Consider the following 14981-nt stretch of genomic DNA (forward strand, 5'->3'; position numbering starts at 1 on the left):
TCATGAAGTACATATTTGACATCGTGCATGGCTTCTTCACCCAGCTTCGCAGCCTGGTGATGATTTTTGGCCACGCCTTCCGCAAGCGCGACACGCTGCAATACCCGGAAGAGGCGGTGTACCTGCCGCCGCGCTTCCGTGGCCGTATCGTGCTGACCCGCGACCCCGACGGCGAAGAGCGTTGCGTAGCTTGCAACCTGTGCGCCGTGGCGTGCCCGGTCGGTTGCATCTCGCTGCAGAAAGCTGAAACCGATGACGGTCGCTGGTACCCGGAATTTTTCCGTATCAACTTCTCGCGCTGCATTTTCTGCGGCCTCTGCGAGGAAGCCTGCCCGACCACCGCGATCCAGCTGACACCGGATTTCGAGATGGCCGAGTTCAAACGTCAGGACCTGGTGTACGAGAAAGAAGATCTGCTGATCTCCGGCCCCGGCAAAAACCCTGATTACAACTTCTATCGTGTTGCAGGTATGGCGATTGCCGGTAAGCCAAAAGGCGCCGCGCAGAATGAAGCCGAACCGATCAACGTGAAGAGCTTGCTGCCTTAAGGAAGAAAGATGGAATTCGCTTTCTATTTCGCATCGGGTATCGCTGTTGTGTCCACGCTTCGCGTGATCACCAACACCAACCCCGTGCACGCCCTGCTCTACCTGATCATTTCGCTGATTGCCGTGGCGATGACGTTTTTCGCCCTCGGCGCACCGTTTGCCGGTGTGCTGGAAGTGATCGCCTACGCTGGCGCCATCATGGTGCTGTTCGTGTTCGTGGTGATGATGCTGAACCTGGGCCCCGCCTCGGTTCAGCAAGAGCGCGTCTGGCTCAAGCCCGGCATCTGGCTCGGCCCGGTCGCACTCGGCACCCTGCTGCTGGTTGAACTGCTGTACGTGCTGTTCAGCCACGACAGCGGCCAGGCCATCGGCCACACCACCGTAGACGCCAAGGCCGTGGGCATCAGCCTGTTCGGTCCTTATCTGCTGGTGGTCGAACTCGCCTCGATGTTGCTGCTCGCCGCAGCCGTCACGGCGTTCCACTTGGGCCGCAACGAAGCCAAGGAGCAATGACGATGCCTGCTATCCCTATGGAGCATGGTCTGGCGGTCGCCGGCATCCTGTTCTGCCTCGGTCTGGTCGGCCTGATGGTCCGCCGCAACATTCTCTTCGTGCTGATGAGCCTGGAGGTCATGATGAATGCCTCCGCTTTGGCGTTCATCGTTGCCGGTAGCCGCTGGGCGCAGCCGGATGGACAGATCATGTTCATCCTGGTGATCAGCCTGGCAGCCGCCGAGGCCAGTATTGGCCTGGCGATTCTGTTGCAGCTGTATCGCCGCTTCCACACTCTCGATATCGACGCTGCCAGCGAGATGCGCGGATGAATCTTCTCTATCTGACTTTCGTATTCCCTCTCATAGGTTTCCTGCTGCTGGCGTTTTCACGCGGTCGCCTCTCGGAAAACCTGTCGGCGCTGATCGGCGTCGGTTCCATCGGCTTGTCTGCCATCGTCACGGCTTATGTGATCTGGCAATTCAACGTCGCGCCACCTGAAGGTGGTCACTACACCATGGTGTTGTGGCAGTGGATGGCGGTGGAAGGCTTTACGCCTAACTTCGCGCTGTACCTGGATGGTCTGTCCCTGACCATGCTCGGTGTGGTGGTCGGCGTCGGCTTCCTGATCCACCTGTTCGCGTCCTGGTACATGCGCGGTGAAGCCGGTTACTCGCGCTTCTTCGCCTACACCAACCTGTTTATCGCCAGCATGCTGTTCCTGGTCCTGGGCGATAACCTGTTGTTCCTGTACTTCGGCTGGGAAGGCGTGGGCCTGTGCTCGTACCTGTTGATCGGTTTCTACTACAGCAACCGCAACAACGGTAACGCGGCACTCAAAGCCTTCATCGTCACCCGGATCGGCGACGTGTTCATGGCCATCGGCCTGTTCATCCTGTTCGCGCAACTGGGCACGCTGAACATCCAGGAACTGCTGGTGCTGGCGCCGCAGAAATTCCAGGCCGGCGACTTCTGGATGGTCATGGCTACCCTGATGCTGCTGGGCGGCGCTGTCGGTAAATCCGCGCAACTGCCGCTGCAAACCTGGCTGGCGGACGCGATGGCCGGTCCTACTCCGGTTTCGGCACTGATCCACGCTGCAACCATGGTGACCGCCGGTGTCTACCTGATCGCCCGTACTCACGGCCTGTTTTCCCTGGCGCCGGATATCCTGCACCTGGTTGGCGTCGTCGGCGGTGTGACCCTGGTACTCGCCGGTTTTGCCGCACTGGTTCAGACCGACATCAAACGTATCCTCGCCTACTCGACCATGAGCCAGATCGGCTACATGTTCCTGGCCCTGGGCGTTGGTGCGTGGGATGGCGCGATCTTCCACCTGATGACCCACGCCTTCTTCAAGGCGCTGCTGTTCCTTGCGTCCGGTGCGGTGATCGTTGCCTGCCACCACGAGCAGAACATCTTCAAGATGGGCGGCCTGTGGAAGAAACTGCCACTGGCCTACGCCAGCTTCATCGTCGGCGGCGCGGCTCTGTCGGCCCTGCCACTGGTCACCGCAGGCTTCTACTCCAAGGACGAAATCCTCTGGGAAGCGTTCGCCAGCGGCAACCACGGTCTGCTGTACGCAGGTCTGGTCGGCGCATTCATGACTTCGCTGTACACCTTCCGCCTGATCTTCATCGCGTTCCACGGTGAAGTGAAGACCGAAGCGCACGCCGGTCACGGCATCGCTCACTGGCTGCCACTGTCGGTGCTGATCGTATTGTCTACCGCCATTGGCGCGATGATCGTTCCACCGCTGCACGGCGTGCTGCCGGAAAGCGTCGGCCATGCCGGCGGCGAAGCCAAGCACAGTCTGGAAATCGCATCGGGCGCCATCGCCCTGTCCGGTATCCTGCTGGCCGCGCTGCTGTTCCTCGGCAAGCGTCGTTTCGTCACTGCAATCGCCAACAGCGGCATCGGCCGCTTCCTTTCGGCCTGGTGGTTCGCTGCCTGGGGCTTCGACTGGATCTACGACAAACTGTTCGTCAAGCCATACCTTGCGATCAGCCACGCACTGCGCAGAGACCCGCTTGACCAGACCATCGGTCTGATCCCGCGTATGGCCAAAGGCGGTCACACCGCCCTGAGCCGTACCGAAACCGGTCAACTGCGTTGGTACGCGGCATCGATGGCAGCCGGCTCCGTGCTGGTCATCGGCGCCATCGTGCTGGTAGCGGTCTGATATGAACCTTGCGAACTTGCGAAAGGAATTGAGCCCGTCATGATTCTGCCTTGGCTAATCCTGATCCCCTTCATCGGCGGCCTGCTGTGCTGGATGGGTGAGCGCTTCGGCGCTACCCTCCCGCGCTGGATTGCGCTGTTGACCATGACCCTGGAACTCGCGCTCGGCCTCTGGCTGTGGGCCCACGGTAATTATTCATTTGCTCCGGCCCCTGGCGCCGATCCGACCTGGGCGCTTGAGTTCAAGCACATCTGGATCGAGCGCTTCGGCATCAGCGTGCACCTGGCCCTCGACGGCCTGTCGCTGTTGATGATCCTGCTGACCGGTCTGCTGGGTATCCTCTCGGTACTCTGCTCGTGGAAAGAGATCCAGCGTCACGTTGGCTTCTTCCACTTGAACCTGATGTGGATCCTGGGCGGTGTCGTCGGCGTGTTCCTCGCCCTCGACCTGTTCATGTTCTTCTTCTTCTGGGAAATGATGCTGGTGCCGATGTACTTCCTCATCGCGCTCTGGGGTCACAGTTCTTCGGACGGCAAGAAAACCCGGATCTACGCGGCGACCAAGTTCTTCATCTTCACTCAGGCTTCCGGCCTGATCATGTTGGTGGCGATCCTGGGTCTGGTCCTGGTCAACTTCAACGACACCGGCGTGATTACCTTCAACTACGCCGACCTGTTGAAAACCAAGATGTCGCTGACCACCGAGTACATCCTGATGCTCGGCTTCTTCATCGCCTTCGCGGTGAAGCTGCCAGTGGTGCCGTTCCACTCCTGGTTGCCTGACGCTCACGCCCAGGCACCGACCGCGGGTTCGGTCGACCTGGCCGGTATCTTGCTGAAGACGGCTGCTTACGGTCTGCTGCGTTTCGCCCTGCCGCTGTTCCCGAATGCTTCGGCCGAGTTTGCGCCGTTCGCCATGACCCTGGGTCTGATCGGGATCTTCTACGGTGCGTTCCTGGCCTTCGCCCAAACCGACATCAAGCGTCTGATCGCCTACTCCTCCGTTTCCCACATGGGCTTCGTGTTGATCGGCATCTACTCCGGCAGCCAACTGGCGCTGCAGGGCGCGGTCATGCAGATGCTGGCGCACGGTCTGTCGGCCGCGGCACTCTTTATCCTCAGTGGTCAACTGTACGAGCGCACCCACACCCGCGACATGCGTGAAATGGGTGGCCTGTGGTCGAAGATCGCTTACCTGCCGGCCGTCAGCCTGTTCTTCGCCGCCGCGTCCCTGGGCTTGCCGGCTACCGGTAACTTTGTGGGTGAGTTCCTGATCCTGATCGGCACGTTCCCGAGCGCTCCATTGATCACTATCCTCGCGACGTCCGGTCTGGTGTTCGGTTCGGTCTACTCGCTGATCATGATCCACCGTGCCTACTTCGGCCCGTCCAAATCGGACGCGGTGCTGCATGGCATGGATGGTCGCGAACTGATCATGGTGGTCGGTCTGGCAGCGTTGCTGATTTTCATCGGCGTGTACCCGCAACCGTTCCTCGATACCTCTGCTGCGACGATGCATGGCGTGCAGCAATGGCTCGGCACCGCCTTCACTCAACTCGCTTCGGCCCGGTAAGAGCGCTATGGAATTCACGACTCAACACTTTATCGCGCTTGCGCCGTTGTTGATCACCAGCGCCACGATCATCGTGGTGATGCTGGCGATCGCCTGGCGCCGCAACCACTCGCAGACCTTCCTGATTTCCGTGGCGGGTCTGAACCTGGCGTTGCTGTCGATCCTGCCAGCCCTGAAAGTCGCGCCTCTGGCTGTGACTCCACTGCTGCAAATCGATAGCTTCGCTTGCTTGTACATGGCGCTGATCCTGGTCGCCACCCTCGCTTGTGTGACCCTCGCCCACGCCTACCTCGGCGATGGCGGTTCGGGTTACCCGGGCAACCGTGAAGAACTTTACCTGCTGATCCTGATGGCCGCCGCCGGTGGCCTGGTACTGGTCAGCGCGCAGCACCTGGCCGGGTTGTTCATCGGTCTGGAACTGCTCTCGGTACCGGTCTACGGTCTGGTGGCTTACGCCTTCTTCAACAAGCGTTCGCTGGAAGCCGGTATCAAGTACATGGTGCTGTCGGCCGCCGGTTCCGCGTTCCTGTTGTTCGGTATGGCCCTGCTCTACGCCGATTCGGGCAGCCTGAGCTTCGTCGGTATCGGCCAGGCGCTGGCGGCTACTGGTCTGCCAAGCTCGCTGGCGCAACTGGGCCTGGGCATGATGCTGATCGGTCTGGCGTTCAAGTTGTCGCTGGTACCGTTCCACCTCTGGACCCCGGACGTTTATGAAGGTGCTCCGGCACCGGTGGCCGCGTTCCTGGCCACCGCTTCGAAAGTCGCTGTGTTCGCGGTAATGGTGCGTCTGTTCCAGATCTCGCCCGCGGCGAGCAGCGGTGTACTGAGCGACGTGCTGACCATCATCGCCATCGCGTCGATCCTGTTCGGTAACCTGCTGGCACTGACCCAGAGCAACCTCAAGCGTCTGCTGGGTTACTCGTCCATCGCTCACTTCGGTTACCTGCTGATCGCCCTGGTGGCGAGCAAGGGTCTGGCCGTGGAAGCCATCGGCGTGTACCTGGTCACCTACGTGATCACCAGCCTCGGCGCGTTCGGCGTGATCACCCTGATGTCCTCGCCGTACAACGGCCGTGACGCGGATGCCCTGTACGAATACCGCGGCCTGTTCTGGCGCCGTCCGTACCTGACCGCCGTACTGACCGTGATGATGCTGTCCCTGGCCGGTATCCCGCTTACCGCGGGCTTCATCGGCAAGTTCTACATCATCGCTACCGGTGTCGAGTCGCACCAATGGTGGCTGGTCGGTTCCCTGGTACTGGGCAGCGCCATCGGCGTTTTCTACTACCTGCGCGTCATGGTCACCCTGTACCTGATCGAACCCAACCTGCGTCGCCACGATGCGCAACTGCACTGGGAACAACGTGCAGGCGGCGTGATGCTGCTGGCGATCGCTGCACTGGCGTTCTTCCTTGGGCTGTATCCGCAGCCATTGCTGGTCCTGGTTCAGCAGGCCGGGTTGGCGGGTTGATCGCATAAGCGACACTCGGTAGTAAACAGAAACGGCACCTTCGGGTGCCGTTTTTGCATTTGGGCGTTCACCTCAGTAAATTGCCGTTACCCTACGGCTTTCGCATAAGTTGATCCAAGAGTATTTGCCCGGACAGAGTTTTGTAGCGGCCGGAATGGCCTCTTCGCGGGCAAGTCGACATCCGTGTGGAATGTCAGTCAGCTATCGCGAGCAGGCTCACTCCCACAGGTATTGCGGCGGTCACAAATGCTGTGAACATCGCAGATCATTGTAGGAGTGAGCCTGCTCGCGATAGCGGTGGATCAGGCACCAAAGAAAACGGCACCTTACGGTGCCGTTCGCCTTTCAAAGTCCAGCTGTTTACTTACGCGCATCCGCCCACGATTTCAGCAGTTCGTTGTAGCTCACGGTCTCGCCCTTCGGCTTCTCGTTGGCCAGTTTCGGCTTCGGTGCGCCCGGTTGATCGAACCAGTATTGCGCGTCGCGTTCCGGGTTCATTTTCGGCGCACACGTGGCCTGGGCCTTGGAGCGTTCCAGACGGGACATGATTGCGTCCTGATCCTTGGCCAGACCATCGAGCGCCTGTTGCGGGGTTTTGTCGCCGCTGGCGGCTTCGGCGATGTGGCTCCACCACAGTTGCGCCAGACGCGGATAATCCGGCACGTTGGTCCCGGTCGGGGTCCATTGCACGCGGGCCGGGCTGCGATAGAACTCCACTAGACCACCGAGTTTCGGTGCCAGGTCGGTCATGGCTTGCGAGTTGATGTCCGACTCGCGGATCGGGGTCAGGCCAACGATGGTTTTCTTCAGCGACACGGTTTTCGAGGTCACGAATTGCGCATAGAGCCAGGCAGCCAGTTTCTGTTTCTCAGGCGTGGACTTCATGAACGTCCACGAACCCACGTCCTGATACCCCAGCTTCATGCCCTCTTCCCAATACGGACCGCGCGGCGATGGCGCCATGCGCCATTTCGGCGTGCCATCGGCGTTGACCACCGGCAGGCCCGGTTTGGTCATGTCGGCCGTGAACGCTGTGTACCAGAAGATCTGCTGGGCGATGTTGCCCTGGGAAGGTACGGGACCGGATTCGGAGAAGGTCATGCCCGCCGCTTCCGGTGGCGCGTAAGCCTTGAGCCAATCGACGTATTTCGTGGTGGCAAACACCGCTGCCGGGCCGTTGGTGTCGCCGCCACGGGTTACGCTGGAACCGACCGGGTGGCAATCCTCGACACGGATACCCCACTCGTCCACCGGCAAACCGTTAGGCAAGCCCTTATCGCCGCCACCCGCCATGGAGAACCAGGCGTCGGTGAAACGCCAGCCCAGGGACGGGTCCTTCTTGCCGTAGTCCATGTGCCCGTAGACCCGCTTGCCGTCGATTTCCTTGACGTCTTCGCTGAAGAATTTGGCAATGTCTTCATAGGCCGACCAGTTCACCGGTACGCCCAACTCGTAACCGTACTTTTCCTTGAACTTGGCTTTCAGGTCCGGGCGCTCGAACCAGTCGGCGCGGAACCAGTACAGGTTGGCAAACTGTTGGTCAGGCAATTGATAAAGCTTGCCATCGGGAGCGGTGGTGAAGGAAAGACCAATGAAGTCCTTGAGGTCCAGGGTCGGCGAGGTGAAGTTTTTACCTTCATTGGCCATCAAGTCAGTGATCGCTTCGGTCTTGCCGTAACGGAAGTGTGTGCCGATCAAGTCAGAGTCATTGACCCAGCCGTCATAGATGCTCTTGTCCGATTGCATCACGGTCTGCAGCTTCTCCACCACGTCGCCTTCTTGCAGCAGGTCGTGGGTCACTTTAATCCCGGTGATCTCGGTAAAGGCCTTGGCCAGCACTTTCGACTCATACTCGTGAGTGGTCAGGGTTTCCGAGACCACCTTGATGTCCATCCCGCGAAACGGTTCGGCCGCCTTGATAAACCACTTCAATTCTGCGAGCTGTTGATCGGCCGTCAGGGTAGACGGTTTGAATTCGCTGCCAATCCATTTCTTGGCGGCGTCTTCATAGGCATCGGCCCAGGCTGCAGCGCTCAACCCGCTGAGTGCCAGCATGGCTGCCAATGAAACGCTATGTCGCAGCTTATTGTTTTTGTCGAACATAGAGACCTCCTTTTAGGGTTTCGGAGCAACTTTGCCGAGCGATTCGACTAGCCCCAACGCATCACAGCCAACAGCCACACCAGGGACAACGCGAACGCCACCCAGATGCTCCAGTCGGTGACGCCAATTACCAGCAAATGCAGGTAGGCGCTGCCGAGAAGACCGATAAACAACCGATCGCCACGGGTGGTGGCAATCGGCAACAAGCCACGCCGAAGAATGCTCGGCGAACGCAATTCCCAGGTCGTCATGCCCACAAGGATCAAGGCAATGACGCTGAAGAATGCCGCCGTAGGGCCGGTCCAACTCATCCATTCCATCATCAGCTCCTCAGACCCGGCCCAGGGCAAAGCCCTTGGCCACGTGGTTGCGAACAAACCAGATCACCAGCATGCCCGGCAGGATGGTCAACACCCCCGCCGCCGCCAGCACGCCCCAGTCGATGCCTGACGCCGAGACCGTGCGCGTCATCACCGCCGCAATCGGTTTGGCGTTGACCGACGTCAGCGTCCGCGCCAGCAGCAGTTCGACCCAGGAAAACATGAAGCAGAAAAACGCCGTCACGCCGATCCCGGAGCCAATCAGCGGCACGAAAATTTTCACGAAGAACTTGGGGAAACTGTAGCCGTCGATGTAGGCCGTTTCGTCGATCTCCTTCGGAACGCCAGACATGAATCCTTCAAGGATCCACACCGCCAACGGCACGTTAAACAGGCAATGAGCCAGCGCGACGGCGATGTGCGTATCGAACAAACCGATCGAGGAATACAGCTGGAAGAACGGCAGCAAAAACACCGCCGGTGGTGCCATGCGATTGGTCAGGAGCCAGAAGAACAGGTGCTTGTCACCGAGGAACCGATAGCGCGAGAACGCATACGCGGCCGGCAATGCCACGCTCAGCGAAATCACCGTGTTCAGGCTCACGTAGTACAGCGAGTTGAGGTAACCGGTGTACCAACTCGGATCGGTGAAAATCACCTTGTAGTTGGCGAAGGTGAAATCCTGCGGAAACAGCGTCAGGCCGCCGAGGATTTCGGTGTTGCTCTTGAAGGACATGTTCAGCAGCCAGTAGATCGGCACCAGCAGGAACAGGATGTAGATCAGCAGTGGAATGAGCTTTCTTTTACTCATGGCAGACCTCAGCGGTTGGCGTCAGAGTGAGTCATGGCCGTATAGAACAGCCAGGACACCAACAGGATGATCAGGAAGTACACCAGCGAGAAAGCCGCCGCCGGGCCGAGGTCGAATTGCCCTACCGCCATCTGGGTCAAGGTCTGACTCAAGAAGGTCGTGGCATTCCCCGGACCACCACCGGTCAGCACAAACGGCTCGGTGTAGATCATGAAACTGTCCATGAACCGCAACATCACCGCGATCAACAGCACGCTCTTGAGCTTGGGCAGCTGGATGTGTCGGAAAACCGCCCAGGCCGATGCCCGATCAATCCGCGCCGCCTGGTAGTACACGTCCGGAATTGCCCGCAGCCCCGAAAAACACAACAGCGCCACCAACGACGTCCAGTGCCAGACGTCCATCACCAGCACAGTGACCCAAGCGTCCATGGTGTTGGCCGCGTAGTTGTAGTTCAGGCCCATGGCCTTGAGGCTGGCGCCGAGCAATCCAATGTCGGCCCGACCGAAGATCTGCCAGATCGTCCCCACCACGTTCCACGGAATCAGCAACGGAATCGCCAGGATGATCAGCACCAGCGATGACCAGCGGCCTTTGATCGGCATGGTCAGGGCGATGGCGATGCCCAGCGGGATTTCGATCAGCAGCACACAGCCGGAGTAGATGAACTGGCGCAGCAAAGAGTCATGCAGGCGCGGATCGAGCAGCACTTGCTTGTACCAGTCGGCGCCGACGAAGTAGCGGCTGGACTGGTCGAAGATGTCCTGCACCGAGTAGTTGACCACCGTCATCATCGGGATCACCGCACTGAACGCCACCAGCAAAAACACCGGCAACACCAGCCACCAGGCCTTGTTGTTCTGCACCTTGTTCATGGCTACGTCTCCAGGAGGTATTCGTCGGCATACACCATCAACCATTGCGCCGGAAAGCTGATGTAGGCGGTTCCCTCAGGCACTGGCTTGTCTTCGGCCAGGCGCACTTTCAAAGGCGCGCCGTCGAGGTTCAGGGTCATGATCTTGTAGGTGCCAAGGTCTTCGACGTGTACGACCTGTGCCTGCATCGCCTCATCAAACGGCTCGTCCCACACATGCACGAACTCTGGACGGATGCCGACCTTCAGGGTTTTCCACTCGGACTCGGCAACGCGTTTCTGCTGAGGATCGGAAAGCGGCAAATGAGTCGAGGCGAAACCGACACCGCCTGGCTGCGGCTGCACCTCGATCAGGTTCATTCCCGGACTGCCGATGAAATAGCCGACAAAGGTGTGGCTCGGCCGCTCGAACAGTTCTCGCGGCGTACCGAATTGCACAATCTGCCCGCCGTACATCACCGCGATCTTGTCGGCGAAGGTCGAGGCCTCCAGCTGATCGTGGGTGACGTAGACCATGGTGATGTTGAACTGCTCGTGGATCTGCTTGAGCTTGCGCCGCAGCTTCCACTTCAGGTGCGGGTCGATCACCGTCAGCGGCTCATCGAACAGGATCGCCGACACGTCATCGCGCACCAGCCCACGGCCCATGGAGACTTTCTGCTTTTCATCGGCGGTGAGGTTGCGCGCCTTCTTGCTCAGCAGTGTCTGGAGGTCGAGGACTTCGGCGATTTCCTGCACCTTGCTGTGAATTTTCGCCTCGGCCATGCCCTGATTGCGCAGCGGGAAGGCCAGGTTGTCGAACACCGTCATGGTGTCGTAGACCACCGGAAACTGGAAAACCTGGGCGATGTTGCGCTTCTCTGGGGTCAGATCGTTGACCACTTTGCTGTCAAACAGCACTTGGCCCTGAGACGGACTGAGCAATCCGGAAATGATGTTGAGCAAGGTCGACTTGCCGCAGCCCGAAGGCCCGAGCAAGGCATAAGCGCCGCCCTGCTCCCAGACGTGGTCCATCTCGCGGATCGCATAATCCTCAGGGCCGGTCGGCGTGCGGGTGTAACTGTGGGCAAGGTGCTGCAAACGGATTTCGGCCATCAGGCAACCCTCGCGATACGGCGACCGGGCGCCTGGACCAGCCGCCCCTGCATATCGAAGACAAACAGTTTATGGGTCGGGATATAGATACGAATCGGCGCATCGACGTCGTATTCGTGAACGCCGGGCAAGTGCAGCACCAACAGGAAATGCTCGTTGCGCACATGGAGGAAGGTTTCCGACCCGCTGATCTCGGCCACCTCGACGGTCACCGCCAGTTCCAGGTCATCGTCGTTGCTCGGCACCAGCGAAATATGGCTAGGCCGTACGCCAAAGCGGAACTCGCCCTCACCCACCGGGCGCAGATCGACGTTCAGCGGGAAGTGCACGAAATTGGCGAAGCTGACTTCGTTGCCGGCGATACGCCCCGGCATCAGGTTGATCGGCGGCTCGGAGAACAGCTCCGCCGCCAGCACGGTTTGCGGCTGGTGATACACCTCGGAAGACTTGCCGCTCTGAATCACCCGGCCTTCGTGAAGAATGGTGGTGGTGCCGCCCAGCGCCAGGGCTTCGTTGGGTTCGGTGGTGGCGTAGATGGCGATGGTGTGGCGAGCCTTGAACAGCTCGCGCATTTCCTGACGCAGTTCTTCGCGCAGTTTGTAGTCGAGGTTCACCAGCGGTTCGTCGAACAGGATCAGCTCGGCATCCTTGACCAGCGCCCGGGCCATCGCCGTGCGCTGTTGCTGGCCGCCGGAAAGCTCAAGCGGATGGCGCTGGAGGAATTTCTCGATGCGCAACATCTTCGCGGTTTCCAGCACTTTGCTCTGGATCAGCTCATTGGAAACGCCGCCCTGGCGTAACGGCGAGGCGATGTTCTCGAACACCGTCATGGTCGGGTAGTTGATGAACTGCTGATAGACCATCGACACGTTGCGCAAACGCACCGGACGCTGGGTAACGTCGACGCCGTTCATCAGGATGCGGCCGCTGTCGGGCTTGTCCAGACCGGCCATCAGGCGCATGAGACTGGTTTTGCCGGACAGCGTACGCCCGAGCAAAACGTTGAAGGATCCGGCTTCGAAACTAAGGCACGCATCGTCGATCCAGGTCTGGCCCTCGACGGTGCGGCTGACGTGCTCCAGGGTTAATGACATGGCTCGGCCTTTTTATTATTGGAGTCAAGCGACCGGAGCTACAGAGCGACATTCGTGCCAGAAAATGCAAGCCGTTGATCCGGCTTGAGAATCCTTGAAGTGGACGGAAAATCGCGTTCGTTGCTGAACAGAAATGAACAACCGCGACTGAACAATTGAACAATCCAACCGTTGACAATGAACAATAGTGAACAACACTCTACGGATGCTTTTACTGCGGAAGTTCTGATTCGCGCACACCCTTGTAGCAGCTGGCGAAGCCTGCGTTCGACGACGCAGTCGTCGTGAAATCAGGCGGCGCGGTGTATCAGGATGACCACGCAAACAGGTTTCACGACGACTGCGTCGCCGAACGCAGGCTTCGCCAGCTGCTACAGGATCGCGTTACTCATAACAATAATAATGCTCAGAGATCGATTGCCATGGCCGCACCCGCCTTGCCGCTCTCCCACGACGCCATCATCCAGGACTCCTGGTCCCGTTGCCGCGCGTTCGGCCTCAATCATCAGAGCGCCCCGGCGTTCGATCAGTTGCCGGCCGAGGGCATTGCGCAATTGCTGGAGAGCCAGCACTCACTGGTGCAAACCACTCACCAGGAAGTCCTGCCGTATTACGAGAACATCCTCAGCAACTCCAACTGCCTGATCATGCTCGCCGACAATCAGGGCCAGGTGCTGACGTCCTGGGGCACCCAGCGTTTTATCGAGCCGAACCTGACCCGCGGTTTCAGCGCCGGTGCCAGCTGGATGGAGCGCTGCAGCGGCACCAATGCAATCGGCACCGCGCTGGCCTGCGAGCAGGCGGTGCACATCGAGCACGATGAACATTTTCTGAAAGCCAACCGTTTTATGACCGGTTCCGCCGCACCGATTTTCGATGCCGAACGCAAGGTCATCGCGGTGCTGGATGTGTCCAGCGACAGTTACCTGCCGCCGTCCCACACCCTCGGCATGGTCAAGATGATGAGTCAGACCGTGGAAAACCGGCTGATCCTCAACCTGTTCCATGGCCAGCATTTTCAGTTGACCTTCAACACCGGACTGAACAACCTCGACAGCCAGTGGGCCGGGCTGCTGATCTTTGATGAAACCGGTCAGGTGCTGTCCGCTAACCGACGGGCCGACAATCTGCTGGGGATCAGCCTGTCGCGGGTCAGTGTCGAAAGCCTGTTCAAGGTTTCGCTGCTGGAGTTGCTGAACCAACCGGACGGCCTGCCCTTCGCCTTGCAAACCTCGGGACGCAACCGCTTCCAGTGCCTGTTGAAGCGGCCGAAACAAATGCCCATTCAGCCGCGTGTCTTTGCCGAGCCGGTGGTGGCAGCGTCCGAAGCGATCAGCCTCAACACCCTGCATTTCGGTGACAGCCGCGTGGAAAAAGCCGTGCGCCAGGCCGAGCGGTTGCTGGAAAAAGACATTCCGTTGTTGATCCACGGCGAAACCGGGGTCGGCAAGGAAGTCTTCGTCAAGGCGCTACATCAGGCCAGCTCGCGGAGCAAAAAACCCTTCATTGCCGTCAACTGTGCGGCGATCCCCGCCGAACTGGTGGAATCCGAGCTGTTTGGATACGAGAAAGGCGCGTTCACTGGTGCCAACCAGAAAGGCAGCATCGGGCTGATCCGCAAGGCCGACAAAGGCACCCTGTTCCTTGATGAAATCGGCGATATGCCGTTGCCGACTCAGGCTCGACTGCTGCGAGTGTTGCAGGAGCGTTGCGTGCAACCGGTGGGCAGCAGCGAGTTGTTCCCGGTGGATATCCGGATTATTTCCGCGACCAACCGCTCATTGCGCGAGCAGGTGCAATTGGGGCGGTTTCGTGAGGATTTGTATTACCGGATTGGTGGTTTGACCCTGGAACTGCCGCCGTTAAGAGAACGCAGTGATAAAGAGGCCTTGTTCAAACGTCTGTGGGAACAGCACCGCGAGCCGAGCCAATGGGCGGGATTGAGTCGCGAAGTGTTGGAGCTGTTCGGGCGCCACCCGTGGCCGGGGAATTTGCGCCAGGTCAGCAGCGTGATGCAGGTAGCGCTGGCCATGGCCGAGGAACAACCGGTGCGGCCGGAGCATTTGCCGGATGATTTTTTTGTCGATCTGGAGATGGAGCCGGTGGATTTGCCAGAGCCGCTGGCTGTGGATTTGAATGATGCCGAGGACTTGAATCGGCAGTTGCAGGCAGCGGGAGGCAATATCTCGCACTTGGCCCGACGGCTGGGGGTTAGTCGCAACACCCTTTACAAGCGATTGCGCCAGTCAGGCGACTGATCGTTCCCACGCTCCGCGTGGGAATGCAGCCCGGGACGCTCCGCGTCCCTTCCAAAGCCGAACGCAGAGCGTCCGTTGAGGCATTCCCACGCAGAGCGTGGGAACGATCAGTGGGCAAACAAAAACCCGCACAAGGCGGGTTTTGTTTGTAACAAACGCAG

13 protein-coding genes are annotated in these 14981 nt (G+C 59.5%); 7 read left to right on the forward strand and 6 right to left on the reverse strand.

Annotated features, from left to right (window positions below):
- Positions 1-2 precede the first annotated feature (2 nt).
- The 6 genes from nuoI to nuoN are packed head-to-tail and all read left to right on the forward strand — an operon-like array spanning position 3 to position 6265.
- Entirely contained in the window at positions 3-548 is a 546-nt protein-coding gene (gene nuoI / locus AC3IUE_RS22045) for an NADH-quinone oxidoreductase subunit NuoI (protein WP_019648466.1), read from the forward strand.
- Positions 549-557: 9 nt separating this feature from the next.
- The gene (nuoJ, locus tag AC3IUE_RS22050) at positions 558-1061 is read left to right on the forward strand and encodes an NADH-quinone oxidoreductase subunit J (RefSeq protein WP_008146049.1); all 504 of its coding nucleotides are present in this window, start codon (positions 558-560) and stop codon (positions 1059-1061) included.
- 2 nt (positions 1062-1063) lie between these two features.
- Positions 1064-1372, forward strand: a complete 309-nt coding sequence (gene nuoK / locus AC3IUE_RS22055; RefSeq protein ID WP_007946416.1) for an NADH-quinone oxidoreductase subunit NuoK — start codon at positions 1064-1066, stop codon at positions 1370-1372.
- The gene (gene nuoL / locus AC3IUE_RS22060) at positions 1369-3222 is read left to right on the forward strand and encodes an NADH-quinone oxidoreductase subunit L (RefSeq protein WP_056740433.1); all 1854 of its coding nucleotides are present in this window, start codon (positions 1369-1371) and stop codon (positions 3220-3222) included. The genes nuoK and nuoL overlap by 4 nt, the downstream gene beginning before the upstream one ends.
- A gap of 39 nt (positions 3223-3261) precedes the next feature.
- Positions 3262-4794, forward strand: a complete 1533-nt coding sequence (nuoM, locus tag AC3IUE_RS22065; RefSeq protein WP_046047467.1) for an NADH-quinone oxidoreductase subunit M — start codon at positions 3262-3264, stop codon at positions 4792-4794.
- A gap of 7 nt (positions 4795-4801) precedes the next feature.
- Positions 4802-6265: an NADH-quinone oxidoreductase subunit NuoN gene (gene nuoN, locus AC3IUE_RS22070; RefSeq protein ID WP_489263751.1), complete on the forward strand. Its 1464-nt coding sequence runs from the start codon at positions 4802-4804 to the stop codon at positions 6263-6265.
- Between the two features lie 360 nt (positions 6266-6625).
- On the opposite strand, the gene AC3IUE_RS22075 is transcribed toward nuoN, so the two are convergent.
- Genes AC3IUE_RS22075 through AC3IUE_RS22100 form a run of 6 tightly spaced genes read right to left on the reverse strand, consistent with a single transcriptional unit; the run spans position 6626 to position 12562 of the window.
- Positions 6626-8368 (reverse strand): ABC transporter substrate-binding protein, encoded by a 1743-nt coding sequence (locus tag AC3IUE_RS22075; protein ID WP_489263752.1) that lies wholly within the window; start codon positions 8366-8368, stop codon positions 6626-6628.
- A gap of 47 nt (positions 8369-8415) precedes the next feature.
- Positions 8416-8688, reverse strand: coding sequence for a DUF2160 domain-containing protein (locus AC3IUE_RS22080; RefSeq protein WP_008146061.1), 273 nt, complete (start codon positions 8686-8688; stop codon positions 8416-8418).
- Positions 8689-8698: 10 nt separating this feature from the next.
- Entirely contained in the window at positions 8699-9499 is an 801-nt protein-coding gene (locus AC3IUE_RS22085) for a carbohydrate ABC transporter permease (protein ID WP_007896138.1), read from the reverse strand.
- Between the two features lie 8 nt (positions 9500-9507).
- Positions 9508-10374: a carbohydrate ABC transporter permease gene (locus AC3IUE_RS22090; RefSeq protein WP_046047473.1), complete on the reverse strand. Its 867-nt coding sequence runs from the start codon at positions 10372-10374 to the stop codon at positions 9508-9510.
- A gap of 2 nt (positions 10375-10376) precedes the next feature.
- Complete coding sequence (locus tag AC3IUE_RS22095; protein ID WP_056740428.1) at positions 10377-11468, reverse strand: ABC transporter ATP-binding protein; 1092 nt, start codon at positions 11466-11468, stop codon at positions 10377-10379.
- Positions 11468-12562: an ABC transporter ATP-binding protein gene (locus tag AC3IUE_RS22100; RefSeq protein WP_046047475.1), complete on the reverse strand. Its 1095-nt coding sequence runs from the start codon at positions 12560-12562 to the stop codon at positions 11468-11470. Before AC3IUE_RS22100 ends, AC3IUE_RS22095 begins: the two co-directional genes overlap by 1 nt.
- A gap of 422 nt (positions 12563-12984) precedes the next feature.
- On the opposite strand from AC3IUE_RS22100, the gene AC3IUE_RS22105 reads away from it, so the two are divergent.
- Positions 12985-14820, forward strand: a complete 1836-nt coding sequence (locus AC3IUE_RS22105) for a sigma-54-dependent Fis family transcriptional regulator (RefSeq protein ID WP_489263753.1) — start codon at positions 12985-12987, stop codon at positions 14818-14820.
- Positions 14821-14981: the final 161 nt, after the last annotated feature.

The sequence above is a fragment of the Pseudomonas sp. GL_093 genome (assembly GCF_057837605.1).

Coding starts and splice junctions, on each gene's coding strand:
- nuoI (WP_019648466.1), top strand. CDS start 3: ATGAAGTACATATTTGACATCGTGCATGGCTTCTTCACCCAGCTTCGC.
- nuoJ (WP_008146049.1), top strand. CDS start 558: ATGGAATTCGCTTTCTATTTCGCATCGGGTATCGCTGTTGTGTCCACG.
- nuoK (WP_007946416.1), top strand. CDS start 1,064: ATGCCTGCTATCCCTATGGAGCATGGTCTGGCGGTCGCCGGCATCCTG.
- nuoL (WP_056740433.1), top strand. CDS start 1,369: ATGAATCTTCTCTATCTGACTTTCGTATTCCCTCTCATAGGTTTCCTG.
- nuoM (WP_046047467.1), top strand. CDS start 3,262: ATGATTCTGCCTTGGCTAATCCTGATCCCCTTCATCGGCGGCCTGCTG.
- nuoN (WP_489263751.1), top strand. CDS start 4,802: ATGGAATTCACGACTCAACACTTTATCGCGCTTGCGCCGTTGTTGATC.
- AC3IUE_RS22075 (WP_489263752.1), bottom strand. CDS start 8,368: ATGTTCGACAAAAACAATAAGCTGCGACATAGCGTTTCATTGGCAGCC.
- AC3IUE_RS22080 (WP_008146061.1), bottom strand. CDS start 8,688: ATGGAATGGATGAGTTGGACCGGCCCTACGGCGGCATTCTTCAGCGTC.
- AC3IUE_RS22085 (WP_007896138.1), bottom strand. CDS start 9,499: ATGAGTAAAAGAAAGCTCATTCCACTGCTGATCTACATCCTGTTCCTG.
- AC3IUE_RS22090 (WP_046047473.1), bottom strand. CDS start 10,374: ATGAACAAGGTGCAGAACAACAAGGCCTGGTGGCTGGTGTTGCCGGTG.
- AC3IUE_RS22095 (WP_056740428.1), bottom strand. CDS start 11,468: ATGGCCGAAATCCGTTTGCAGCACCTTGCCCACAGTTACACCCGCACG.
- AC3IUE_RS22100 (WP_046047475.1), bottom strand. CDS start 12,562: ATGTCATTAACCCTGGAGCACGTCAGCCGCACCGTCGAGGGCCAGACC.
- AC3IUE_RS22105 (WP_489263753.1), top strand. CDS start 12,985: ATGGCCGCACCCGCCTTGCCGCTCTCCCACGACGCCATCATCCAGGAC.